The organism is Mitsuaria sp. RG (genome assembly GCF_028369275.1).
Lineage (GTDB): Bacteria > Pseudomonadota > Gammaproteobacteria > Pseudomonadales > Pseudomonadaceae > Aquipseudomonas > Aquipseudomonas peradeniyensis.
The window spans coordinates 24,161-45,574 of sequence record NZ_JAQMYQ010000015.1; the positions used below are offsets into that span (position 1 = coordinate 24,161).

Annotated in this window: 25 protein-coding genes; 4 read left to right on the forward strand and 21 right to left on the reverse strand. The window is 67.5% G+C overall.

Going from position 1 to position 21,414, the window contains the following annotated elements:
* The first annotated feature begins 157 nt into the window (after positions 1–157).
* Positions 158–1,063 carry a LysR family transcriptional regulator gene (locus POF53_RS10880; RefSeq protein ID WP_232854916.1) on the forward strand — a complete coding sequence of 302 codons (906 nt, stop codon included), beginning with the start codon at positions 158–160 and terminating at the stop codon, positions 1,061–1,063.
* Positions 1,064–1,103: 40 nt separating this feature from the next.
* On the opposite strand, the gene POF53_RS10885 is transcribed toward POF53_RS10880, so the two are convergent.
* Genes POF53_RS10885 through POF53_RS10985 form a run of 21 tightly spaced genes read right to left on the reverse strand, consistent with a single transcriptional unit; the run spans position 1,104 to position 19,600 of the window.
* Positions 1,104–1,538 carry a hypothetical protein gene (locus tag POF53_RS10885; RefSeq protein WP_050707335.1) on the reverse strand — a complete coding sequence of 145 codons (435 nt, stop codon included), beginning with the start codon at positions 1,536–1,538 and terminating at the stop codon, positions 1,104–1,106.
* Positions 1,539–1,565: 27 nt separating this feature from the next.
* On the reverse strand, positions 1,566–2,792 hold the full coding sequence (locus POF53_RS10890) for a beta-ketoacyl-ACP synthase (RefSeq protein ID WP_232854917.1): 1,227 nt from the start codon (positions 2,790–2,792) through the stop codon (positions 1,566–1,568).
* Positions 2,792–3,520, reverse strand: coding sequence for a 3-oxoacyl-ACP reductase FabG (gene fabG, locus POF53_RS10895; RefSeq protein ID WP_203648471.1), 729 nt, complete (start codon positions 3,518–3,520; stop codon positions 2,792–2,794). The genes POF53_RS10890 and fabG overlap by 1 nt, the downstream gene beginning before the upstream one ends.
* On the reverse strand, positions 3,513–3,983 hold the full coding sequence (locus POF53_RS10900; RefSeq protein WP_203648469.1) for a hotdog family protein: 471 nt from the start codon (positions 3,981–3,983) through the stop codon (positions 3,513–3,515). The genes fabG and POF53_RS10900 overlap by 8 nt, the downstream gene beginning before the upstream one ends.
* Positions 3,980–5,173, reverse strand: a complete 1,194-nt coding sequence (locus tag POF53_RS10905) for a beta-ketoacyl-[acyl-carrier-protein] synthase family protein (protein WP_498967670.1) — start codon at positions 5,171–5,173, stop codon at positions 3,980–3,982. The genes POF53_RS10900 and POF53_RS10905 overlap by 4 nt, the downstream gene beginning before the upstream one ends.
* Positions 5,170–5,655 (reverse strand): hypothetical protein, encoded by a 486-nt coding sequence (locus tag POF53_RS10910; RefSeq protein ID WP_475860479.1) that lies wholly within the window; start codon positions 5,653–5,655, stop codon positions 5,170–5,172. Before POF53_RS10910 ends, POF53_RS10905 begins: the two co-directional genes overlap by 4 nt.
* Positions 5,652–6,383: a class I SAM-dependent methyltransferase gene (locus POF53_RS10915; protein ID WP_050707329.1), complete on the reverse strand. Its 732-nt coding sequence runs from the start codon at positions 6,381–6,383 to the stop codon at positions 5,652–5,654. Before POF53_RS10915 ends, POF53_RS10910 begins: the two co-directional genes overlap by 4 nt.
* Positions 6,380–7,627 (reverse strand): NAD(P)/FAD-dependent oxidoreductase, encoded by a 1,248-nt coding sequence (locus POF53_RS10920; protein ID WP_498967672.1) that lies wholly within the window; start codon positions 7,625–7,627, stop codon positions 6,380–6,382. The genes POF53_RS10915 and POF53_RS10920 overlap by 4 nt, the downstream gene beginning before the upstream one ends.
* A complete protein-coding gene (locus tag POF53_RS10925; RefSeq protein WP_498967674.1) occupies positions 7,614–8,771 on the reverse strand; it encodes a cation:proton antiporter in 1,158 nt (385 codons plus the stop codon). Before POF53_RS10925 ends, POF53_RS10920 begins: the two co-directional genes overlap by 14 nt.
* A 2-nt stretch (positions 8,772–8,773) precedes the next feature.
* Positions 8,774–11,089, reverse strand: a complete 2,316-nt coding sequence (locus POF53_RS10930) for an MMPL family transporter (protein ID WP_498967676.1) — start codon at positions 11,087–11,089, stop codon at positions 8,774–8,776.
* Complete coding sequence (locus POF53_RS10935) at positions 11,079–11,768, reverse strand: outer membrane lipoprotein carrier protein LolA (protein ID WP_232854924.1); 690 nt, start codon at positions 11,766–11,768, stop codon at positions 11,079–11,081. The genes POF53_RS10930 and POF53_RS10935 overlap by 11 nt, the downstream gene beginning before the upstream one ends.
* Positions 11,765–12,190 carry an acyl-CoA thioesterase gene (locus POF53_RS10940; RefSeq protein ID WP_186711988.1) on the reverse strand — a complete coding sequence of 142 codons (426 nt, stop codon included), beginning with the start codon at positions 12,188–12,190 and terminating at the stop codon, positions 11,765–11,767. Before POF53_RS10940 ends, POF53_RS10935 begins: the two co-directional genes overlap by 4 nt.
* Positions 12,183–13,721: an HAL/PAL/TAL family ammonia-lyase gene (locus POF53_RS10945; protein WP_498967724.1), complete on the reverse strand. Its 1,539-nt coding sequence runs from the start codon at positions 13,719–13,721 to the stop codon at positions 12,183–12,185. Before POF53_RS10945 ends, POF53_RS10940 begins: the two co-directional genes overlap by 8 nt.
* Positions 13,708–14,646, reverse strand: a complete 939-nt coding sequence (locus tag POF53_RS10950; RefSeq protein ID WP_498967679.1) for a lysophospholipid acyltransferase family protein — start codon at positions 14,644–14,646, stop codon at positions 13,708–13,710. Before POF53_RS10950 ends, POF53_RS10945 begins: the two co-directional genes overlap by 14 nt.
* A complete protein-coding gene (locus POF53_RS10955; RefSeq protein ID WP_498967681.1) occupies positions 14,643–15,377 on the reverse strand; it encodes a glycosyltransferase family 2 protein in 735 nt (244 codons plus the stop codon). Before POF53_RS10955 ends, POF53_RS10950 begins: the two co-directional genes overlap by 4 nt.
* On the reverse strand, positions 15,370–17,040 hold the full coding sequence (locus tag POF53_RS10960; protein WP_234561598.1) for an ApeI family dehydratase: 1,671 nt from the start codon (positions 17,038–17,040) through the stop codon (positions 15,370–15,372). Before POF53_RS10960 ends, POF53_RS10955 begins: the two co-directional genes overlap by 8 nt.
* Entirely contained in the window at positions 17,037–17,582 is a 546-nt protein-coding gene (locus POF53_RS10965; protein WP_203648436.1) for a COG4648 family protein, read from the reverse strand. The genes POF53_RS10960 and POF53_RS10965 overlap by 4 nt, the downstream gene beginning before the upstream one ends.
* On the reverse strand, positions 17,579–17,833 hold the full coding sequence (locus tag POF53_RS10970) for an acyl carrier protein (protein ID WP_234561599.1): 255 nt from the start codon (positions 17,831–17,833) through the stop codon (positions 17,579–17,581). The genes POF53_RS10965 and POF53_RS10970 overlap by 4 nt, the downstream gene beginning before the upstream one ends.
* A gap of 9 nt (positions 17,834–17,842) precedes the next feature.
* Positions 17,843–18,115 carry a phosphopantetheine-binding protein gene (locus POF53_RS10975; protein WP_186711983.1) on the reverse strand — a complete coding sequence of 91 codons (273 nt, stop codon included), beginning with the start codon at positions 18,113–18,115 and terminating at the stop codon, positions 17,843–17,845.
* Positions 18,084–18,902: a lysophospholipid acyltransferase family protein gene (locus POF53_RS10980; protein ID WP_498967684.1), complete on the reverse strand. Its 819-nt coding sequence runs from the start codon at positions 18,900–18,902 to the stop codon at positions 18,084–18,086. The genes POF53_RS10975 and POF53_RS10980 overlap by 32 nt, the downstream gene beginning before the upstream one ends.
* Complete coding sequence (locus POF53_RS10985) at positions 18,878–19,600, reverse strand: beta-ketoacyl synthase chain length factor (RefSeq protein WP_234561600.1); 723 nt, start codon at positions 19,598–19,600, stop codon at positions 18,878–18,880. The genes POF53_RS10980 and POF53_RS10985 overlap by 25 nt, the downstream gene beginning before the upstream one ends.
* A 317-nt stretch (positions 19,601–19,917) precedes the next feature.
* Between POF53_RS10985 and POF53_RS10990 the strand changes: the two genes are divergently transcribed.
* The 3 genes from POF53_RS10990 to POF53_RS11000 all read left to right on the forward strand — a co-directional run bounded on the left by POF53_RS10990 (position 19,918) and on the right by POF53_RS11000 (position 21,408).
* Positions 19,918–20,691, forward strand: a complete 774-nt coding sequence (locus tag POF53_RS10990) for a ParA family protein (RefSeq protein ID WP_198745742.1) — start codon at positions 19,918–19,920, stop codon at positions 20,689–20,691.
* 62 nt (positions 20,692–20,753) lie between these two features.
* Positions 20,754–21,062 (forward strand): type II toxin-antitoxin system HigB family toxin, encoded by a 309-nt coding sequence (locus POF53_RS10995; RefSeq protein WP_050707314.1) that lies wholly within the window; start codon positions 20,754–20,756, stop codon positions 21,060–21,062.
* A complete protein-coding gene (locus tag POF53_RS11000; protein WP_110735277.1) occupies positions 21,052–21,408 on the forward strand; it encodes a helix-turn-helix domain-containing protein in 357 nt (118 codons plus the stop codon). The genes POF53_RS10995 and POF53_RS11000 overlap by 11 nt, the downstream gene beginning before the upstream one ends.
* The last annotated feature ends 6 nt before the right edge of the window (positions 21,409–21,414 follow it).

A 21,414-nucleotide genomic window follows, 5' to 3' on the forward strand; every position in this document is an offset into this window, starting at 1 on the left:
GGCTCGGCAGATAGGGGGACTGCGGCGGATCTCACGGAGGGTACCTCGGGCGCTGGGGCCGGTGCTGCGATGGAAAAAGCATATAGCTGGCTAATGATTAGATCCAATATATTGTTCGACCTGTTTAAGACGTTTTACGACCTGTTTGGAGTCGATTATGGAGCTGCGTCACCTGCGCTATTTCATTGCCGTGGCCGAGGAGCTGCATTTTGGTCGTGCCGCCCAGCAGCTGGGTATCTCCCAGCCCCCGCTGAGCCAGCAGATCCAGGCCCTGGAGCAGGAGCTGGGGGCGCGTCTGTTCGAGCGCACCAACCGCCGGGTCGAGTTGAGCGAGGCCGGGCGCCTGTTCCTCGAGGAAGCGCGCCAGGTGCTGGCCCAGGTGGAGAAAGCCGCCGACGTGGCGCGGCGGGCGCAGTTGGGGGAACTGGGCGAAATGAAGATCGGTTTTACCTCCTCGGCGCCTTTTACCTCGAAAATTCCCAAGGCCCTGCACGCGTTCCGCCAGCAGTTCCCGGCGGTACACCTGAACCTCAAGGAAATGAGCAGCCGTGAGGTGGCCGAAGGGGTGTTCGACGAATCCATCGAAGTGGGCCTGATGCGGCCGATGCCGTTACCGGAGGGGCTGGTGGCCACCGAGCTGTTGCGCGAGCCCTTGGTCGCGGTGATCAACGCCTCCCATCCGCTGGCCAAGGGCAGCGAGCAGGGGCTCTACATGCAGGCGCTGGCCCACGAGCCATTCGTGTTCTTTCCACGCAGCTATGGCAGCGGCTTGCATGCGCAGTTGCTGAGCCTGGCGCGCCAGGCGGGTTTCAGCCCGCATTTCGCCCAGGAGGCGGGCGAGGCGATGACCATCATCGGGCTGGTTTCGGCGGGGCTCGGGGTTTCGGTGTTGCCAGCGTCGTTCCAGCGCATGCGCATCGACGGGGTGGTGTACCGCACCTTGCTGGATGAAGAGGCGGTCACGGCAGTGTGGCTGGTGCAGCGCGAGCGCGGCGGGTCGGCAATGGCCAGGGCGTTCGCCGCGCTGCTGACAGGCCAGGCAGGCAGCCAATCCAGCCCCTGAGCGCCGGTGCCGCTGGCGGCCCCGGTGCCCAGGCGCAGGCTCAGTTGGAGACGCTGGCGTTGCCTTGCTGTTGCAGGATGCGCTGGGTGTTCAGGGCGTTCAGCTCACGCAGGATGCTGCGGTCGAGGTTGTAGACCCAGCGGTTGTAGTTGCGGTGGATCTGGCCGTCCTTGTAGCCCAGTTCACGGCTGTCGCGGTAGGCGATGCGGAACTGGCTGGGGCTGTAGTGGATATCGACCGCCGCGAAGAAGGTGTTGCGCACGGTGATATCGGCCTGGATCACGCTGGCGCCGACGTTGCGCGCGGTCCAGCCGCGCTCGGCGACGGCCTTGAGGATCGCCTGCTGGACTTGTGCCTGGCTGTAGTTGTGCCCGGCGGTCAGTTGCTCGGCCGGGTTGAGCACGGGTTTCGAGGTGCAGCCGGCCAGGCCGGTCAGTGCCAGGCCCAGGGCCGCGGCACGGATCAATGGGGACATTCCATTCTCTCCAGTAGGGTGGGGGTGTCAGGGCCAGCGACGGAAGATCAACGACGTGTTGACCCCGCCGAAGGCGAAGTTGTTGTTCATCACATGCTCATGGTTCATCGCGCGGAACTCGCCGCGCAGGTAGTCCAGCTCGCCGCAGCGCGGGTCGACGTGGTCGAGGTTGAGGGTGGGCACGTAGCGGTCGCTGTTCATCATCTCGATGCTGAACCACGACTCCAGCGCGCCACAGGCACCCAGGGTATGGCCGAGGAAGCTCTTCTGCGAGCTGATCGGCATGCGTGGGCCGAACAGGCTGCTGGTGGCCTGGGTCTCGGCGATGTCGCCCTGCTCGGTGGCGGTACCGTGGCCGTTGACATAGCCGATCGCTTCGGGAGCGAGGCCTGCGTCCTCCAGCGCCAGTTCCATGGCGCGGCGCATGGTGGCCTGCTCCGGACGGGTGGTGTGCTGGCCATCGGCGTTGCTGCCGAAGCCGACGATCTCGGCGTGGATCCGCGCGCCACGGGCCAGGGCGTGTTCCAGCTCCTCGAGCACCAGCATGCCGCCGCCTTCGCCGATCACCAGGCCATCGCGGTCGAGGTCGTAGGGGCGCGGGCTCAGGTGCGGGGTGTCGTTCTTCAGGCTGGTGGCGTAGAGCGCGTCGAACACCATGGCCTCGGTGGGGCACAGTTCTTCGGCGCCGCCGGCGAGCATCATCGGCAGGCGCCCGTACTTGATCGCCTCGTAGGCGTAGCCGATGCCCTGGCTGCCGCTGGTGCAGGCGCTGGAGGTGGGGATCAGGCGCCCGGTGAGGCCGAAGAAGATGCTGATGTTGGCCGCCGTGGTGTGGGGCATCATGCGCACGTAGGAGTTGGCATTGAGGCCGTCGGCCACCGAGTTGAGCAGCATGTTGCCGAAGGCCTTGATCTCGTCGGTGCTGCCGGTGGACGAGCCGCAGGCCACGCCCATGCGCCCGTCGCGGATGCTCGGGTCGTCGAGCAGGCCGGCGTCGGCCAGGGCGCGCTCGGCGGCGGCAACCGCCAGGCGCGACACCCGGCCCATGCTGCGCAGCTGCTTGCGGGTCCAGTGACCGGGCACCTTGAAGTCATCGATGGGGCCGGCCAGGCGGGTGTTGAGCTCCTCGTAGCGATCCCACTCGTCCATGCGCCGGATGCCGCTGCGTTGCTGGGCGAAATGCCCGGCGATGCTGGCCCAGTCGTTGCCCAGGGCGGTGATGCCGGCCATGCCGGTGACGACGACGCGGCGCATCAGCACAGCCCTCCGTTGACCGCCAGCACCTGGCGGGTGATGTAGGCCGCCTCGGGCGACATCAGGAAGTTCACCGCGCCGGCCACTTCCTCCGGCGTGCCCATGCGCCCGGCGGGGATCATCTTCAGCAGCTCGTCCACCGGCACGTGTTCGTCGAGCATGGCGGTGTCGATCAGCCCGGGGGCCACGCAGTTGACCGTGATGCGGCGCTTGCCCAGCTCGATCGCCAGGGCCTTGGCGGCACCGATCAGGCCGGCCTTGGAGGCGCTGTAGTTGACCTGGCCACGGTTACCGATCAGGCCGGACACCGAAGTGACGCAGACGATGCGGCCCGGCGCGCGGCGGCGGATCATCGGCATCGTCAGCGGGTGCAGGACGTTGTAGAAACCATCAAGGTTGGTGCGCATGACCTGGTCCCAATCGTCCTCGGTCAAGGCCGGGAAGGCGCCGTCACGGGTCAGGCCGGCATTGCATACCACACCGTAGTAGGCGCCATGGGTCTCAACGTCGGCTTCCAGGACGGCCTTGCAGGCTTCGCGGTCGGCGACATCGAACTGCAGCACCCGCGCCTGCCGGCCCAGGGCCTGGACCTCGGCGGCGACGGTGTCGGCCTCGGCGCGGCCGCTGCGGCAGTGCAGGACCAGGTCGTAACCGGCACGCGCCAGGCGCAGGGCGATGGCCCGGCCGATGCCCCGGCTGGAGCCGGTGACCAGGATGGTGTCAGTCATGGGGTGACTCCTCAGGGCCCGCCTCGGCCAGGTAGCTGGCCACTTGCGGCGGGCGGTAGACATTCAGGCGGGCGCTGGCGTTGATGCCGGGGCCGCGCAGGTGACATTCGAACACACCCATGCCGTTGTCGTCCTCCAGCGAGCGCAGCGCGTGGATGCGCAGCTCTGCGCCGGCGGGGAAGTGTTCGACATCGCATTCGAACTTGCGGGTGCCGAGCAGGAAGCCCAGCTCCACCGGCTGGTCCAGGCGGCGTGCGCGGCAGCCAGCGTAGGCGGCCACGCTCTGGGCCATCAGCTCCAGGCCCAGCCAGGCCGGCAGGCTGCCGTCCTCGCGGTTGAACAGCCCGCCGGGGCGGACGGTCACGCGGGTGTGGATCTGCTCATCGTCGCAGCTGTCGACCTGATCGATCAGGATCATGTCGCCGGCATGCGGCAGCAGTTCGGCCAATGGCCAGGCAATCATGGGGTGTCTCCGAGAATCAGGCTCACGTTGTTGCCGCCGAAGGCGAACGAATTGCTCATCAGTCGACGCGGGCGGCCCTGGGGCAGCTGCTGGCCAGCATCTGCCAGGGCCAGCTCCGCCAGTTGCGGATCGCGCTGGCCGTCCCAGACATGGGGTGGCAGCCGCCCGTGCGGGTTGTGTTCGCTCAGGGCCAGCCAGCAGAAGGCCGCCTCCAGCGCCCCGGCCGCGCCCAGGGTGTGGCCGGTCATCGGCTTGCTGGATGAGCACGCCGTGCTGGCGCCGAACAGGGCATGCACGGCCAGGCTTTCCATGGCGTCGTTGTGCTGGGTGGCGGTGCCGTGCAGGTTCAGGTAGTCGATCTGCGCCGCGGCCAGGCCGGCATTGTCCAGGGCCTTGGCCATGGCTTGCAAGGCGCCGTTGCCGGTGGGGTCGGGTGCCGAGATGTGATGAGCGTCGGAACTGGCGCCGGCGCCAAGCAGGGCGATGGCAGGCCCCTGTGCCGGGCGAGTTCGGCTCATGACGAACAGCGCGGCGGCTTCGCCGATGTTGATGCCGTTGCGGTTCACCGAGAACGGGTTGCAGCGTTGTTCGCTGACCGCCTCCAGGGCGCTGAAACCGTTGAGGGTCAGCCCGCACAGACTGTCGACGCCCCCGCACAGCACGGCGTCGCACAGGCCCAGGTCGAGCAGGCGACGCGCGCTCAGCAGCGCCCGGCCGCTGGAGGTGCAGGCGGTGGAGATCACGTAGGCCGGGCCGCTCAGTTGCAGCCAGTCGGCGAGGAACTCGGCGGGAGCGCTCAGTGCCTGCTGGTCGTAGCGGTAGCTGCCTGGCAGCACACCTTCGTGCAGGTAGTGGGCAATGTCGGCGCTGGCCTCGGCAATTCCCGAGGTGCTGGTGCCCAGCACCACGCCCACCCGTTGCGGGCCGAAATCGGCAATCGCCTGGCGGATCGCCGGTTCGATCTGCAAGGCCGCGCAGTAGAGCAGCTGGTTGTTGCGGCTGTGCTGTTCAGGCAGCGGCACGGCGGGTAGTTCGCCACTGACCGCACCCACCGCAGGACGTCGGTCCGGCACCCAGCCCTCCTGGGGCAGCATGCCGGAGCAGTCACCGGCGAACAGGCGAGCGGCCACCTCGGCCTGGCCGCGGCCAAGGGCGCAGACCAGGCCCAGGGCGTTGAGATAGGCGGTCATGGTGTGTTCTCGCTGGGCAATGGGCTGACTTCATAACGCAGGCCCTGGCCCAGGTTCAAGGTGAAATGCTCGCTGGCCCGATAGCTGACCTGCCAGCGGTCGCCCAGCCAGCGTCGTTGATCCTGCTGGCGCGCCTGTGGATAGAGACGCTGCAGTTGCCCGGACGGCGTCAGGGCGAACAGCACGGCGGCGAACAGTTCGCGCGCCGCCGGGTTGGGCGGCAGCAGGCCGTCGGCCTGCCATTGCCTGCCATCGAGCAACTGGCGCGCCTGGGGGATGCCCAGCAGGTCGAGCAGCGACCAGCGCAGACGGTGGTCTTCGTCCTGGATCACCAGCAGCCAGTCCTGGCGTTGGCCGTCCTGCTCGCGCTGCACGTGCAACTGGCGCGGCAGTGTCAGCGTGGGCAGCGTCTCGGGCAGGGGCGGGCGCGCGGCGCAGGCGCCGAGCAGCAGGCACAGGCACAGCGCCAGCAGGTGTTTCATGGTTGCTCCAGGGGCTTGCGCGCCACTACGTTGACCAGGGTTTCCTCGCGCTGGCCAACCGGTGGCGGCTTGCGCAGTCCCAGGCGTTCGAGCAGGCCGAAGTCCTTTGAGCGGCTCCACCACAGATAAGGGTAGGACACGTTGCGTGCGGCAAACTCGAAGCCCTGGTCACGCAGCATCTGCAGGTAGCCTTCGGCGCTCTTCTGCACGTGCATGGGGTGGCGGAACAGCCAGCGGATTACCCAGGTGTCGATGTAGGCCTCGGTGGACTCGGCGAACAGCAGGTAGCCGCCAGGCTTGAGCACCCGATGGAACTCGGCCAGGGCCTTCTCCTGTTCCACCAGGTGATGGAAGGTCTGGTGGCAGAACAGGATGTCGACGCTGGCGTCGGGAAACTGCAGCGCCGCGCAGTCGCTGCCGCGCAGCTCCACCTCGACACCCAGCCGTTGTGCCTCGGCGGCGCTCAGCGCCAGGCTGTGCGGGTCGGCGTCGGTGCCCAGCAGGCGCGACGGGGCGAACACCTGCAGCAGGTGCTTGAACGACTTGCCCTGGCCGCAGCCGGCATCGAGCAGCACCGGCGCCTGGGGCGGCTCGCCGTCGAACAGGCGGCGCAGGTCATTGATGGCCACGCGCAGCACATGGTGCTGCCAGGTGTGGCTGCGCAGGAACCAGAAGCCGATGCGGGTTTCTTCGACGTAGGTGTCGCTCAGGTACGGCTGCTGGCTCATGCTGGCGTCCTCGCGCACAGCTCGGCCAGGGTGCGCAGGCGGCGCTGGGGTTCGGCGACGAACGGATTGCGCAGGTCCCAGGCATAGCCGGCGAGGATCGAGCTGATCATGGCGCGGATCTCCGGCGAGCTGCCGGGGTGGTAGATCACATCCTGGAAGCTGCCGTCGTACCAGCCTTCGACATAGGCGCGGAAGGTATCGACGCCGCGTTTGAGCGGCGTGGCGAACTCGGTTTGCCAGTCCACCGCCTCGCCTTCCAGCTGGCGGTGCAGCAGGTTGGCGGCCATGCTCGCCGAGCGCATGGCGATGGTCACCCCCGAGGAGAACACCGGATCGAGGAATTCGGCGGCGTTGCCCAGCAGGGCAAAGCCCGGGCCGTGCAGGGTGCTGACGTTGGCCGAGTAGCCACCGATGGTGCGCGCCGGCGTGTCCCAAACGGCATTGGCCAGCACCTTGGCCAGGCTCGGGGTCTGCGCCACGAAGTGCTTGAGGCAGGCGTCCAGGTCGGCCGGCGCCTCGGCGAAGCGCTCGGCGGCGGCGACCACGCCCAAGGAGGTGCGGCCGTTGCTGAACGGGATGGTCCAGAACCAGATGTCACGGTGTTCGGGGTGGGTGGTGATGAGGATCTTGTCGCGGTCGAAGCCGGGGTGGTCGATGCGGTCCTCGATGTGGGTGAACACCGCCTGGCGCACCGGGAAGTTCGACGGTGCTTCCAGCTCCAGCAGGCGCGGCAGCACGCGGCCGTAGCCGCTGGCGTCGAGCACGAAGGCACTTTCCACATCGTATTCGTCACCCTCGGGGCGGCGCACCCGCACGCGCGGGCAGTCACCGCCCATGTCGACGCTGACGATCTCGTGCTCATAGCGGATCTCCACGCCCTGGGCCTGGGCCTGGTCGGCAAGCAACTGGTCGAACTGCGCACGTTGCACCTGGAAGGTATTTGGCTTGCCCTGGGAGAAGGTCAGGCCGAAGTCGAACGCGCTGTATTCCTCGCCCCAGGCGAAGGCGGCGCCGTTCTTGTGCTGGAAGCCCGCGGCCTCGACGGCTTCGAGCATCCCGGCCTCCTCGACGAAGTCCAGGCAGTGGGACAGCAGGCTCTCGCCGATGGAGAAGCGTGGGAAACGCTGGCGCTCGATTACCAGCACATCGTGGCCCTTGCGCTTGAGCAGGGCGGCGGCGATGGCGCCGGAAGGCCCTGCGCCGATCACCAGCACCTGGCGTTGTTGCAGTTCACAGTTCGGCATGAGGCCTCCTTGGCGTCGGGACAGTATTCAGGGGAATCCGGTGCAGGCCGGCCATTGCCGGCATCAGGGTGGCGACCAGGCTCATCAGCATCAGGGCGAAGTACAGCGCCGGGCCGATCAGCCCCTGTTGCAGCAACAGGTTGAGAAAGACGATTTCGCTCAGGCCGCGGATGTTCAGCAGCAGGCTCTCGCGCCATTTGCTCGCGCCGGGGAACGATGGCGCGGCCCAGCACAGGCCCAGCCAGTTGCCCAGCAGCTTGCTGGCGATCGGCAGGGCCAGCAGGGCGGCCAGCTGCAGCGCATCGAAGCCTTGCAGGGCATGGTGCACGTCGATCTGCACCACGCCGTAGGTGAGGATCAGCGGCACTGCCAAGCCTTGCTGCAGGCGGCGGCTCCAGGCCTCGGACAGCAGCATGCGCACCGGGACCTTGAGCCAGGCCAGGCAAGCCAGGTAGCCGATGCCGAAGACCAAGGCATTGAGCCGGTAGTGCTCGGCGACGAACAGCAGCGCCAGGAACAGCGCGCCATACACCCTGGGCGCTCGCAGGCCAGCGAAGTTCAGCGGCACGGGCAGGATCGCCGCCAGCAGCGGCCAGGCCAGGCTGCCCGGTTGCAGGCTGCCCTGGCCGAGGCCCAGCAGCAGCCAGCAGGCCAGGTCGATGAGGATCGCCGCCTGCAGCAGCCGGCTGCTGGCCGCGGGTGGGTAGTCGATGGCGCGCAGGTACAGGTACAACACCGGGATCGCGGTGATGGCGAACACCAGGCCCAGGGCCAGCGCGGTGAGGCCGCCCTGATCCAGCAACCACAGCGCGCAGGCCAGGCCGCAGATGAAGGGCACCAGGAAGCTGGGCACGGCGAGTTTCAGCGCCTGTCGGTCGATGCGCAGCTCGGCGACGTCGCTGAGGATATGCCCCAGCAGCAGGGCGAAGCTGCAGCCATACAGCGTCTTGAGCCAGCTCGGCGCGACCAGCGCGGCGCCGTCGAGCTGCCAGTGCGGCTCGACCCACAGCAGCATCAGCAGCGGCAGTGCCAGGGTCGCCAGCAGCAGCTGGCTGACGATCGGGATCAGCCCCACGCGTTTGCCCAGCGCACAGGCCAGGGCGAACAGCAGCAGGGCCATGGCCCAGAACAACAACACGCTCATGATCAGCTGTGCGCTCCTTGGCGCGGCGCGGCCCAGGGGGCCAGGATGAAGCTCATTGCCAGGCCCAGGCTCACCGCCAGGCCGAAATTGCTCACCGCCGGGGTGCTCGACAGCGCCAGCAGGCCGAACGACAGCCAGGTGGTCAGCGCCGCCAGCAGGGTGCCCAGCAGGCTCACCGCCTCACCGCCGACGCGCTCGTGCATGAGGATCGCGTAATCGACGCCGATGGCAGTCACCAGCAGCAGGCCGAACAGGCTGAACAGCGTCAGCGGCTGCCCGAGCCAGCCCAGCAGGGCCAGGCTGCACAGCGCGGCGAGCAGCGGCAGGGCGACGATGCGCAAGGCACCGCGCAGGCCGAACGGCAGCACCAGCAACACCAGGATCAACACGCACGACAGCAGCTTGAGCTCGGCGGCGCTGACCTGGGTGGCGGCAAACAGTTGGTTCAGCTCACCCAGCCGGTCCACCAGCTGCACGCCAGGCAGACCCTCGGACTGCAGGCGCAGCAAGGCGGTGTCGTTCAGCCCCTGAAGGCTGACGATGGCGGCCACGCCCTGGTCCACCTGGCCCAGCCACAAGGGGCGCCAGGCTTCGCCCAGGGGGCCGGCGAGGACATCGTCGATGGACTGGATAGGCAACTGGTGCAATTGCTTGAGTTCGGCCAGCAGCGCGGTTTCCGGCACGCCCTGGGCCAGCAGCGGTTGCCAGTGTCCGGGCAGGCGATCCAGCGCCTGCAGCGTGCGCGTCTGCTCGGCGGGGCTGGCGACCAGCCGATCGAGGGACATGTAACCCTTGAGCTTGCCCAGGTCGACCAGCTCGTCGAGTTTTTCCGACAGCGCCGCCAGGCGTTCCAGCAATTGCTGTGGGTCGGCGCCACGTACCAGGTAGAACTGGCTGGTGGGCTGGTAGCCGGTGATGCGTGCCACCGCTTGGGCTTCCTCCAGCAGTTGCGGCGGGCTGCCGACCCACTGGCGCACGTCGTTGCGGCTGTCCAGGCGCCACAGCCCGGCGGCGCAGAACAGCACCAGCAGGGCCAGCAGCGCAGCGCTGGGGACTCGGCGCAGCAGGCCGGCGCGCAGTTCGGTCAGCCATTGCGCGACGCGCAGTGGCCACTGGGCCGGGCGCAGCTCGACACCGCCGAGCAACGCCGGCAGCAGGCACACGGCGCTGAGATAGGCGCCGACCAGGCCGGCGGCCGAGAACGCGGCGATCTGGGTCAGCGCGGGGAACGGCGTGAAGGCCAGGGCCAGGTAGCCGATGCAACTGGTCGCCAGGCTCAGGCTCAGCCCCGGCAGGGTCAGGCGCACGGCCGGCCAGCTGCGCCAGGGTTGCAGGCTCCAGCTCTTGGACAGGTAGTGCAGCGGGTAGTCGACGGCCACGCCGATCAGGCTGGAGCCGAGCACCAACGTCATCACGTGCATCTGCCCGAACAACGCCACGCACACCACCGAGCCGAACAGCATGCCCACCAGCACCGGCACGAAGGCTAGCAGCACGCGCCAGCGGCGGAAGGCCAGCAGCAACAGCAGCAGGATGCCGACAGTGGCGCCGCCGCCGACCCAGGTGATCTCGCGGCTGGCCTGTTGCTGGCCGGCCGCGGCATGCAGCAGGCCGCTGGCCGCCAGCAGTCGGGCACCTTGCTGGCCGGCTTCGTCGCGGGCGCGGGCCAGCAGGTCGGCCACCTGCAAGGGCAGGTGCATGTCGAAGGCATTGCCCAGGGTGCGGGCGCGCAGCAGCACCCATTGTTGGCCGTCGGCTTCGGCCACCAGCGCGCCGCTGGCGGTGTCCAGTTGCACGTTGACCGGCTTGGGCTGGCTCTGCTGGATGCGGCCGCTCAAGCCGAGCCAGTCATCCTGGCTGGCCACCAGGCTGAAGCCGGCGAAGGGGTCGAACAGGCTTTGCAGGCGTTGCTCGACAAAGGTGTCGGGCTGCTCGGCCAGCAATTGCCGGTCGTGGGTCGAGAGCATGGCCACGCGGCCCTGCAGCAACTGGCTGCGTAGCGCTTGCAGGTCGGTCTGCAGGCTCCATTGCACCTTCTCGAACAGGCCGCTGGCCTGCCATTGACCGGCCAGGCGTTGGGCCAGGGCGACGGCCTGCTCGCGCTGGGAATGGCCGACCAGCACCAGCAGCTCGCGGTTGAGCGGCTCCTGCATGCGTTGCTCGGCTTGCTTGACCAGTGGGTCCTGGGTGGCGCCGGGCACCAGGGTCATCAGGTCGGCCGACAGCGGCGCACCGCGATGCCATTGCCAGCCGGCCACGGCAAGCATGATCAGCAGCAGGCCCGCGAACAGGCGCGGCAGCAGGCGTTCAGTCGGCAAAATCGCTGCGCTCCGCGTCGCTGAGGGCGCTGGCACCACGGCTTTCGGGCATGCGCAGCACGGTGCTGTCGCCCTGGGTTTCGCTCAGTTCGATGCGCTCGACATAGCGACCGCCGGCGATGTCGATGCGGGTGAAGATTTGCTTGAGCAGCAGCGAGCGTGGGGTCAGGCGCAATTGCCAGTGCGCGGCGTCGCCTGAAAGCGCCAGTTCGAAATCGCGTTGCAGGCCGCTGCTGTCGCCTTGCAGCACGGCGAAGAACAGGCGGTTCTGTTCGGCGCCGGCACTGCGTGCGGGTAACGTTTGCCAGCCACTCGGGTCGCGGCGGGCGATGCCCTTTGCGTCGATGCGGTAGTCCTGACTCAGCGGGGTCTGTAGCAGCCAGAGCAGACCGTGGTCGCGGGCCAGGACGAAGCGGCCCTTGCTGGTCAGTGGCTGGGGCAGGGCGCGCAGGTGTTTTTCCTGGATGAACGGGCCGCTGACCACGGCAGGTTCGCTGAGCTGCTTTTGCAGGTCGTCGAGGGTGAAGGCCAGGGTCAGGGGGCTGATGAACAGCAGCAACAGGGCGAGCAGTGTCGGGACCTTCGCGGGTAAACCCGCTCCCACAGGTTTCGCGGTGCCTGTGGGAGCGGGTTTACCCGCGAAGAGGCTGGCAATGCCAGTGCACAGCGCGGCGCTCATGGCAGCACCTTGGCAACGGCATCGAGCATCGCCTGGGGCGAGGCCAGTTGCATTTCGCCGCTTTCGATGTGCACCGCCACCTGCACGGTGCTGGCGCGGGTCATGCGTTCGCCGCTGGCGGCGTCGCTGATCAGGTAGTGGATTTTCAGACGGTTTTCCCATTCCACCAGGCTGGCGCGCACGGTCAGGCGCTGGCCAAAGGTGGCGCCGCGGATGTAGCGCAGCTGCAGGTCGATCACCGGCCACGCATAGCCGCTGGCCTGCATGCGCAGGTAGTCGTGCTCCAGGCGGTCGAGCAGCGCGCAGCGGGCGACTTCCAGGTACTTGACGTAGTGGCCGTGCCAGACGATGTGCATGCTGTCGACGTCGAAGAATGGCACGACGATCTCGCTGTCGACGTGGAACACCCCGGGATTACGCATGCAGCCTCCAGTGGCGCTGGCCGATACGGGCCAGGCACAGGCGCAGGTCTTGCTCCAGGGCGCGGTCCTCGATGACCGGGGCGAAGTCCTCCAGCAAGGCCGCGTGCATCTGCGCCAGGGCCGGCGGCAGGGCGTGCGCGTCGGCCAGGCGCTGGCGCAGCCAGACCCCCTGGTTGGCGGCCAGCAGGGTGGCGGCGGCAACCTGTTCGGTCAGTTCCAGCACGCGCAGGGCGTCGCGGGCGGCAATGGTGCCCATGCTTACCTTGTCCTGGTTGTGGCACTCGGTGGAGCGAGAGAACACGCTGGCCGGCATGGTCTGCTTGAGTGCCTCGGCGGTCCAGGCACTGGCGCCGATCTGCACGGCCTTGAAACCGTGGTTGAGCATGGCGCGCTCGGCCTCGGCGCCCGAAAGATTGCTCGGCAGGCCGTGGTTGTAGCGCACGTCCACCAGCAGGGCGAGCTGGCGGTCGAGCAGGTCGGCGACGTTGGCCACCAGGTTCTTCAGGCTGTCCATGGCGAAGGCGATGTGCCCGCCATAGAAGTGCCCGCCGTGCAGCACGCGCTCGGCATCACCGTCGATGATCGGGTTGTCGTTGGCGCTGTTGAGTTCGGTTTCGATGAAACTGCGCAGCCAGCCCAGGCTGTCGGCCAGTACGCCCAGCACATGGGGCGCGCAGCGCAGCGAGTAGCGGTCCTGCAGGCGATGCAGCGGTGGCAGCGGGGCCTCGATGGCCAGGTCCTGGCGCAGCCAGGCGGCGACCTGGGTCTGGCCGGGGTGCGGCTTGGCGGCGAACAGGCGCTCGTCGAAGTGCTCGGGGTTGCCCTGCAGGGCGACGACATTGAGCGCGGTGATGCGCGTGGCCAGCTTGAGCAGGTAGTCGGCGCGGGCGAAGGCCAGGCAGGCCAGGCCAGTCATCACCGCAGTACCGTTCATCAGCGCCAGCGCTTCCTTGGGGCGCAGCACCAGGGGCTGCCAGCCGAGTTCGCGGTGCACGTCGGCGCTGCTGCGGCGCTCGCCCTGGTACATGACTTCGCGCTCGCCCGACAGGGCTGCGGCCACGTAGGACAGCGGTGTCAGGTCGCCGCTGGCGCCGACCGAACCTTCTTCGGGGATCAGCGGCAGGATGTCATGCTCGATGAACGCCTGCAGGCGCTCCAGCAGCTCCAGGCGCACGCCGGACACGCCATGGCTCAGCGAGCGCAGGCGCGCCGCCAGCACGGCGCGGGTCGCCGGCGCGTCGAGCAGCCGGCCCAGGCCGCAGCCGTGGAAGGTGTAGAGGTGCCGGGGCAGGGCCTCGACGTGTTCCAGCGGCACGGCCACCACGCAGGAGTCGCCGTAGCCGGTGGTTACGCCGTAGATCACCCCTTCCTTGTCCAGCAAGGTGTCGAGGAAGCGCGCGCCACGGGCAATACGCTCGCGGTAGGCGGCGTCAGCCTGCAGGCGCGACGGCGCGCGGCGCTCGGCCAGGGCCAGGACGTCTTCGATCGCCAGCGGCGCTTCGCCGAAGGTTACAGGCTCATGCGGATGCATCGTCATCGGTCTTCCAGAAGGGGTAGAAATTGAACCATTGCAGCGGCGCCTGGGCGCAGTAGTGGCCCAGGCGTTCGGCGTAGCGGGCGGTCCATTCGGCGATCACCGCGTCGCGTTGGCCACGGCGCCACTGCAGGCGCTCGACGAACGGCTCGAGGGTGACCTGGTAGCGGCCCTGAAGCTTGAGGCAGAACAGCAGGTTGAGCGGGCAGCCGAGCAGCCCGGCCAGCAGCCACGGCCCCTGGGGGAAGGCCGCCGGGTAGCCGAGGAAGTCCACCTCCACGGTGCGACCGCCATGCAGCGGCACACGGTCGCCGGCGATCGCCAGCCACTCGCCGCGCTCCAGGCGCTCGGACAGTTGCAGCATCACCGCCGGGTCCAGCTCGCTGACCTGGATCAGCCGCAGGTGGCTGGCCCCGGCTTCACCCAGCAGGCGGTTGAAGTGTTCGGCATGGCGGGTATGCACCAGCACGTTCATGGTCACTTTTTCGCCGATCTCGGCCAGGGCCCGGCATACTTCCAGGTTGCCCAGGTGTGCGCCCACCAGCATTTGCCCGCGTTCGCCGCGCAACTGCTGGCGCAGGTTGGCCGGGTCGACGATGTCGATCTGCGACAGGGCCAGTCGGCCATTCCATACGTCGAGCTTGTCCAGCAGGGCTTCGGCAAATGACATGAACTGGCGGAATACGCGCCACTGGCCGGGGGCCTGGACCTGGCCGGCGCTCCAGCGGTGCAAGCGCTGCTGGTACTGCAAGGCGCTGCGCCGGGCGCGGCCGCCGAAGACGAAGAAGTAGGCGACGATCACATGGATCAGCGGGCTGAGCACGCGCCGCCCGAGCAGGCGGGCCAGGGTGGCGGTGAGCTTCATCAGCCAGAAGCTGCCGCGTTCCTGGTGCTCGGCCCAGTGTTGCGGACGCTCGCTCATGCGTGCCACCTGCGCCAGAGGATCAGCGGGGCGCGCACGAGCATGCCGAAGAACAGCTTGGCGTGCATCTTCGAGATCAGTGCGTTGTCGTGGAACAGACGGAAGTGCGACAGGCCGTCCTGGGGGTAGTGGACCTTGGTCGGCAACCAGCGCATCGGCTGGTTGCGCCACGCCAGACGCACCAGGATCTCCGGGTCGAAGTCCATGCGCCGGCCGAGGTTGACGCTGTCGATCAGCGCCAGGGTCGCGGGCAGCGGGTAGACGCGAAAGCCGCACATCGAATCGGGGATGCGCAGCGACAGGCTGTTGATCCACACCCACACGTGGGTCAGGTAGCGGGCATACAAGCGGCCCTTGGGCACGCTGGCATCGTACTGTGGATAACCGCACACCAGCGCCTGTGGATAAGCCTGCGACTGGTTCAGGAAGTGGCTGACATCGGCCAGGTCGTGCTGGCCGTCGGCATCCACCTGCAGGGCGTGGCTGAAGCCCAGCCGCGCGGCTTCGCGCAGGCCGGCCATCACCGCGCCGCCCTTGCCCTGGTTGACCGCCAGGGTGACCAGGTGAACGTCGTCGCGCTCGGCCAGCTGGCCCAGTACCCGGGCACAGGCCGCGTGGCTGGCGTCGTCGACCAGCACGCAAGGCAGGCCGGCGCGCAGCAGGTCGTCGACCACCCTGGGCAGCGCCTGCTCGTGGTTGTACACCGGGATCACCGCGCAAGGCTTATGCACAGGCGGCCTCCAGCACGATGCGACCGCTGGAGCAGGGCTGCCCGGCGCAGGTGTAGGCGAAGTACAGCTTGCCGCGCTCGGCATCAAAACGCAGGGTCAACAGCAGCTCGTCACCGGGGCGCACCAGTTGCTGGAACTTGAGTACTTCCATGCCGGCAAAGCGCTGGGCCAGGTGCAAGTGCGACGTGGCCAGGGCGAGCGCCCAGTCGACCTGGACCACGCCCGGCAGCACGGGCGTCTGCGGGAAGTGACCGGGGAAGCAGGCAAGATCCAGGGGCACCGCCAGGCGCAGGTGCAGCTCTTCGCCTTGTCGACTGTGCTCCAGCACCTCCGGCGCCATGCTGCGCGAGGCCAGCAGCAGCGCCTGCAGATCGGCCTGGGGCAGCTTGCCCTGGGTATTGAGAGGCAACTGGCGCACCAGGCGCCAGCGGCGTGGCAGGGCCAGCGCCTCGCAATGGCCGGCCAGGTGCTGGCGCAGGCCGTCGATCACGGCGCGGCGGCCCTGGTTGCGCAGGGCGTGCAGCCCGGCCGGGGTCAGGGCTACCAGGGCGCCGAGGTAGGCGCGGCCTTCCTCGATCATCCCCAGGCGTGCTTCGGCGACCCAGGCATTGGCGCACAGGGCCTGTTCGAGCATGGGCAGCGAGATGCGTTTCTCTTCGAGCTTGACGATGCGGTCCAGCCGGCCGAGCAGGCGGAAGCGCCCGTCGTCGCTGAACTCGGCGGCGTCGGCGCTCTGTTCGACATGACCGGCGGGCAGGTAGGGCGAGGCGATGCGCAGGGCGCCCCGTTCATCCTGGCTCAACTGCACGTCGGCAAAGGGTTGCCACAGCGGTTCGCCCTGACGCCAGGCGATACCGCCGGTCTCGGAGCTGCCGAGGATCTCGGTGGGCCATTGTCCCAGGCGTTGTTGCAGGCTTTCGGCGGCGGCTGGCGGCAGTTCACCGCCGGAGGAGAATACCCTGCGCACCGGGCTCAGGGCCGGCCAGTCGAGGTTGTCGCCCATGCGCTTGAGCAGTGCCGGGCTGGCCACCCAGGCGAACGCCGGGTGCTCGCGGCTGGCGCGTTGCAGGTCTTCGGGAAATGGCAGTTGGCGGCGCTCGAAGCCGCGCCCGGCACACAGTGGCCAGAGTACGCGCAGCAGCAGGCCGTAGATGTGCTGGGTGGCGACACTGCCGATGATCCAGGCCGTGCCGAGGTCCTTGCCCCAGAGCTGCTCCAGGGCATTGACCTCGTTGGCCAGCTGGCGCAGCTGCTTGTCGATGCGCTTGGGCTCACCGCTGGAGCCGGAGGTGCACAGGCTGACGCGGCAGGTGTCGAGGTCGAGGTCGGCAGGCGCGAGGGCCTCATCCAGCAGGTCGTCTAGCTGCTCGTCGGTGGTCAGCCACAGGTCGACCTGGGCCTGCCAGCGCTCACGGGTGGCGGGTTGCAGGTCGGCGGGCAGCAGCACCTCGGCGCCAGCGCGCCAGGCGCCGAGCAGGGCGATGGCCAGCGACGCGGCGTCTTCCAGGTGCACGGCCAGGCGGCGGATCCCGCGCTCACGCAGGCCGCCGGCCAGGCGCAGGGCCTGCAGGCTGAGCTGGGCGTGGTCCAGGGATGGTGCGTGGGTCACCTGGCGCGGGGCGTCCAGCGGGCGCAGCAGGTGTTCGAGGTTGATCCAGTTCATGAGCGTCCTCGCACACGTTGTCTTATCAGCCATTCGACGGCGAACAGCAGGCCCATCGCGGCATAGGCGATCAGCCCGTTGTACAGGGTCCACCAGGCCAGCGGCGCCCACAGGGTCAGGCCCGCGGCGACCAGTCCATTGGCCAGGAAGAACAGGCACCACACCTGCGTCACCCGCCGCGTGTAGCGCACCGCATGGGGCGGCAGATCGGGCTCGCGCAGGCGCGCCAGGCGTTCGGCCACCGGCATGCCGCGCAGCAGGCTGGCGCCGAACAGGGCCAGCATGAAGGCGCTGATCAGCACCGGGTACCAGCGCAGCAGATGCGGACTGTCGGACAGCCCCAGCAGGGCGCAGAACGCCAGCGCCGCCAGCGCCATCCACAGGCTGCCCGGGCGGCGCGGCGTGCTCAGGGCACGGGCCAGCCACAGGCCGCCGAGCAGCAGGCCGAATTGCCAGGGGGCGAAATGGGCCATGCCGAAGTGCACCGCGAAGGGGTACAGCAGCCCGGCCAGCAGCAGGCCGAGGCCGATCAGGCGTTTCATGCCGCCGGGTTGACCAGGCGGTGCACCGCCTCGACCACGTCACCCACGGTGCGTACCGACTTGAAGTCGTCGGCGGCGATCTTCTTGCCGGTCTGGCGCTTGATGTGGTCGATCAGGTCGACGGCGTCGATGCTGTCGATTTCCAGGTCCTGGTACAGGTTGGACTCCAGGGAAATGCTGGTCGGTTGCAGTTCGAACAGCTCGACCAGGGCGTCGCGCAGGATGTTGAAGATGTCTTCACGGGTTTGCATGGTGCGGTCTCAGGCTGCCTGACGAGCGGTGACGAACGCCGCGAGGGTGGCGACGTTGCTGAAATGGTTGCGGGTGTCCTTGGCGTCGGCGTCGATCTTGATGCCGTAGCGCTTCTGGATCGCCAGGCCGAGCTCGAGGGCGTCCACCGAGTCCAGGCCCAGACCTTCGCCGAACAGGGTCTGCTGGTCGTCGATGTCCTGCACGCTGATGTCTTCCAGGCCCAGGGCGTCGATGATCAGTTGCTTGAGGTCACGGTTCAGGTCTTGCTGTGGATCGCTCATCGGCGGCGAGCTCCTTTGTATAGTGCTGGTGCAGGAAATCGTTGAGTCGGCGCGACGCGATCGGCGCCGGGCCCATGGCGGCGAAGGCCTGGAGGTCGATGTCGGCGCCGACGCTGAGGCAGAAGTGCACACGGCGGCAGGGAATGCGGTACCAGGGCTCGTTCTTGGTCAGGGTGGTGGGGCTGACCCGGATGGTCACGGGTGTGATGATCTTCGCACCCCGCAGGGCGATGGCCGCGGCGCCGCGATGAAAGGCGGGGACATGGCCGGGCGCGGTGCGCGTGCCTTCGGGGAAGATGATCAGCGGCTGGCCTTGCTGCAAGGCGGCGACGGCGCTGTCGAGCATGTCCATGCTGCCGTCGTTGCCGATGTACTGGGCCTCGCGCACCGGGCCGCGGGTGAACGGGTTGGCGAACAGGCTGTGCTTGACCACGCAGTTGGCCTGGCGCACCAGGCCGATGAGGAACACCACGTCGATCAGCGAGGGGTGGTTGGCAATGATCATCTGCCCGGGGCTGCCCAGGCGCTCGGCACCCTTGATCTCATAAGTGAGCACGCCGGTCACCTGCATGAAGCGGATGAAGCGCCAGAACAGCCAGCCGATGGTGCGCCGGGCGCGCTGGCGGTGGCGCGTGGCGTCACCCGGCAGGCAGGCGAGCAGGGGGAACACCAGCAGACGCAGGCACAGACCACCCAGGCCGAACAGGCCAAAGCTCAGGGCGGTTGCCAGCAGGCGCCACAGGTAGGCGTCCCGGGGGCGCTCTATGGCTGTCGTTGCCAGTTCCATGTGCGGCGGTTCCAGGTGTGGGAAAGGGATCGGGCACCGCCCAGCGTGGCTTGCAGCCAGCTCAAGGCGTGGGGCAGCGGGGGGCGGGGAGCATCGGGCGATGAGGGGTGGCCTAGTGCCAGTTGCCATTGTCGCCCAGGCGTGAGGCGCAATGCCAGCGCGTAGCCAAATGGCACGTCGTCGATCCAGGGGCCGTAGACCGACGGCGGTTGTTCCTCGGCGATGATCAGCAGCACCGCCGGCGCCCCTTCGCGCAGCAAGGCCGCGGCTTCCAGCAGGCCTTGCTCGAAACCGTCGCCGGCCGCGGCCAGAGCGGTCATCTCGCACGTCTCGCCGCGCAGGATCGACCACAGGCCGATCACGGCATTGTGCACCGAGAGGCTGAACTGGGTGGGCGAGAGCGGCTGCTGTGCGGCCAGGTCGCTGAGGATCGAGAAGGTGCGCGGCGTTTCGCCGTGGCGCGAGACGAACACCAGTGGCATCGGTTCGCAATCCTCGGCCAGTGGCCAGCCCACGGCGAACGCCATGCGTGCGAGCGGGCTCAGGCGGCGGCGTTGCATGGCGGGCAGGAACGAGACGTCCGGCACCTGCTCCACGGCGCATGGGTGCAGGTCATGGTCGGCCCAGGACTGCCAGTCGTCGGGCGTCTGCAGGCCGGGCGCCCAGGCGCGCCATTGGCTGATATCAAAGGTGATCACGGTGCTTGTTACTTCCCGCCCTGTGGGACTTCCTTGCCTTGGGGATGACTCGGAACACAGACCTTGCAGGGTGGCGCTTTGCCGAGTGGCGCGCATTATCCCGGTGACGGAGGTGTGTAGCAATTAGTCGTTACATTCCTGTCAGTCAGACATTGCATTTGCGCAGAAGTATCGAATCGAATCTGCTGCGTAAGGGTTTTCCGACGGCTGGTCAGTGACAGGTTGTCGGTCGCTGGCCGCCCAACTTGAGTGAAGTGCTGGCCATAAGCGGTGCGGCGCCACATACTCGGGCATTCGTTGATACACGGAGGTCTGTCATGCGGCGCGTGGTGTTCAATCAGAAAGGTGGCGTGGGCAAGTCGAGCATTGCCTGCAATCTTGCGGCGGTCAGTGCCAGCGAAGGCTATCGGACCCTGCTGATCGACCTGGATGCCCAGGCCAACTCGACCCAGTACCTCACCGGCCTGACCGGCGACGACATTCCCATGGGCATCGCCGACTTCTTCAAGCAGTCGCTGTCCAGCGGGCCGTTCGCCAAGAAGAACAAGGTCGACATCTACGAAACCCCCTTCGACAACCTCCACGTGGTGACCGCCACCCCGGAGCTGGCCGACCTGCAGCCCAAGCTCGAGGCCAAGCACAAGATCAACAAGCTGCGCAAACTGCTCGACGAGCTGGATGAAGACTACGAGCGGATCTACATCGATACGCCGCCAGCGTTGAACTTCTACGCGGTTTCCGCGCTGATCGCTGCCGATCGCGTGCTGATCCCCTTCGATTGCGACAGCTTCTCGCGCCAGGCGCTGTACGGCCTGCTGGCCGAGATCGACGAACTCAAGGAAGACCACAACGACGAGCTGATGGTCGAGGGCATCGTGGTCAACCAGTTCCAGTCACGGGCCAGCCTGCCCCAGCAGATGCTCGACGAGCTGCTGGCCGAAGGCCTGCCGGTGCTGCCGGTTTACCTGGGCAGCTCGGTGAAGATGCGCGAGTCCCACCATGCCAGCCTGCCGCTGATCCACCTGGAGCCACGGCACAAGCTGACCCAGCAGTTCGTCGAGTTGCATGATCTGCTGGAGCGCAGCGCCTAGACGGTACTTGCGAGCAGTACCGATCCTGACTAAAATCTCCCAAAACGGGAGATTGCGCCGGGATGCGTATTATTGCAAAGCGATCGTTGGTCCGGTTCTGGGAGCTGCCCGGGCATGAGGATGCCAAGGCGCCCCTGGAAAGCTGGCATGACCTGGTGCTCAAGGCCGATTGGTGTTCTCCACAGGACGTGAAGGCGCAGATCGGCAATGCCAGCATCTGCGCGAACAATCGTGTGGTGTTCAACATCGGCGGCAACAAGTATCGGCTCGTGGTGGAAATGCAGTATCGGGCAGGTATTGCCTGGGTGAAATTCGTCGGAACGCACAAGCGCTATGACGAGATCGACGTGGAGACGATCAATGAATATTAAGCCCATTCGCAGTGATGATGACCTGCAGGCCGCCTTCAAGCGGCTGGAAGCCATTTTCCAGGCCGAAGCCGGGACGCCGGAGGCGGATGAAATGGAAGTGCTTGTGACATTGATCGAAGTTTATGAGAACAAGCACTATCCGATTCATTCAGCGGGCCCGATCGAGGCGATCAAGTTCTGCATGGACCAGCAAGGGCTGACGCCGCGTGATCTTGAGCGCTATATCGGTCCGAGCGGTCGCGTTTCCGAAGTATTGAACGGCAAGCGAGGCTTGAGCCTCTCGATGATCAAGCGCTTGCATGATGGTCTGAGGATTCCCTATGAGTCCCTTCTGGCCAGTGTGTGAGCGTAT

Coding starts and splice junctions, on each gene's coding strand:
- POF53_RS10880 (WP_232854916.1), top strand. CDS start 158: ATGGAGCTGCGTCACCTGCGCTATTTCATTGCCGTGGCCGAGGAGCTG.
- POF53_RS10885 (WP_050707335.1), bottom strand. CDS start 1,538: ATGTCCCCATTGATCCGTGCCGCGGCCCTGGGCCTGGCACTGACCGGC.
- POF53_RS10890 (WP_232854917.1), bottom strand. CDS start 2,792: ATGCGCCGCGTCGTCGTCACCGGCATGGCCGGCATCACCGCCCTGGGC.
- fabG (WP_203648471.1), bottom strand. CDS start 3,520: ATGACTGACACCATCCTGGTCACCGGCTCCAGCCGGGGCATCGGCCGG.
- POF53_RS10900 (WP_203648469.1), bottom strand. CDS start 3,983: ATGATTGCCTGGCCATTGGCCGAACTGCTGCCGCATGCCGGCGACATG.
- POF53_RS10905 (WP_498967670.1), bottom strand. CDS start 5,173: ATGACCGCCTATCTCAACGCCCTGGGCCTGGTCTGCGCCCTTGGCCGC.
- POF53_RS10910 (WP_475860479.1), bottom strand. CDS start 5,655: ATGAAACACCTGCTGGCGCTGTGCCTGTGCCTGCTGCTCGGCGCCTGC.
- POF53_RS10915 (WP_050707329.1), bottom strand. CDS start 6,383: ATGAGCCAGCAGCCGTACCTGAGCGACACCTACGTCGAAGAAACCCGC.
- POF53_RS10920 (WP_498967672.1), bottom strand. CDS start 7,627: ATGCCGAACTGTGAACTGCAACAACGCCAGGTGCTGGTGATCGGCGCA.
- POF53_RS10925 (WP_498967674.1), bottom strand. CDS start 8,771: ATGAGCGTGTTGTTGTTCTGGGCCATGGCCCTGCTGCTGTTCGCCCTG.
- POF53_RS10935 (WP_232854924.1), bottom strand. CDS start 11,768: ATGAGCGCCGCGCTGTGCACTGGCATTGCCAGCCTCTTCGCGGGTAAA.
- POF53_RS10940 (WP_186711988.1), bottom strand. CDS start 12,190: ATGCGTAATCCCGGGGTGTTCCACGTCGACAGCGAGATCGTCGTGCCA.
- POF53_RS10945 (WP_498967724.1), bottom strand. CDS start 13,721: ATGCATCCGCATGAGCCTGTAACCTTCGGCGAAGCGCCGCTGGCGATC.
- POF53_RS10950 (WP_498967679.1), bottom strand. CDS start 14,646: ATGAGCGAGCGTCCGCAACACTGGGCCGAGCACCAGGAACGCGGCAGC.
- POF53_RS10960 (WP_234561598.1), bottom strand. CDS start 17,040: ATGAACTGGATCAACCTCGAACACCTGCTGCGCCCGCTGGACGCCCCG.
- POF53_RS10965 (WP_203648436.1), bottom strand. CDS start 17,582: ATGAAACGCCTGATCGGCCTCGGCCTGCTGCTGGCCGGGCTGCTGTAC.
- POF53_RS10970 (WP_234561599.1), bottom strand. CDS start 17,833: ATGCAAACCCGTGAAGACATCTTCAACATCCTGCGCGACGCCCTGGTC.
- POF53_RS10975 (WP_186711983.1), bottom strand. CDS start 18,115: ATGAGCGATCCACAGCAAGACCTGAACCGTGACCTCAAGCAACTGATC.
- POF53_RS10980 (WP_498967684.1), bottom strand. CDS start 18,902: ATGGAACTGGCAACGACAGCCATAGAGCGCCCCCGGGACGCCTACCTG.
- POF53_RS10990 (WP_198745742.1), top strand. CDS start 19,918: ATGCGGCGCGTGGTGTTCAATCAGAAAGGTGGCGTGGGCAAGTCGAGC.
- POF53_RS10995 (WP_050707314.1), top strand. CDS start 20,754: ATGCGTATTATTGCAAAGCGATCGTTGGTCCGGTTCTGGGAGCTGCCC.
- POF53_RS11000 (WP_110735277.1), top strand. CDS start 21,052: ATGAATATTAAGCCCATTCGCAGTGATGATGACCTGCAGGCCGCCTTC.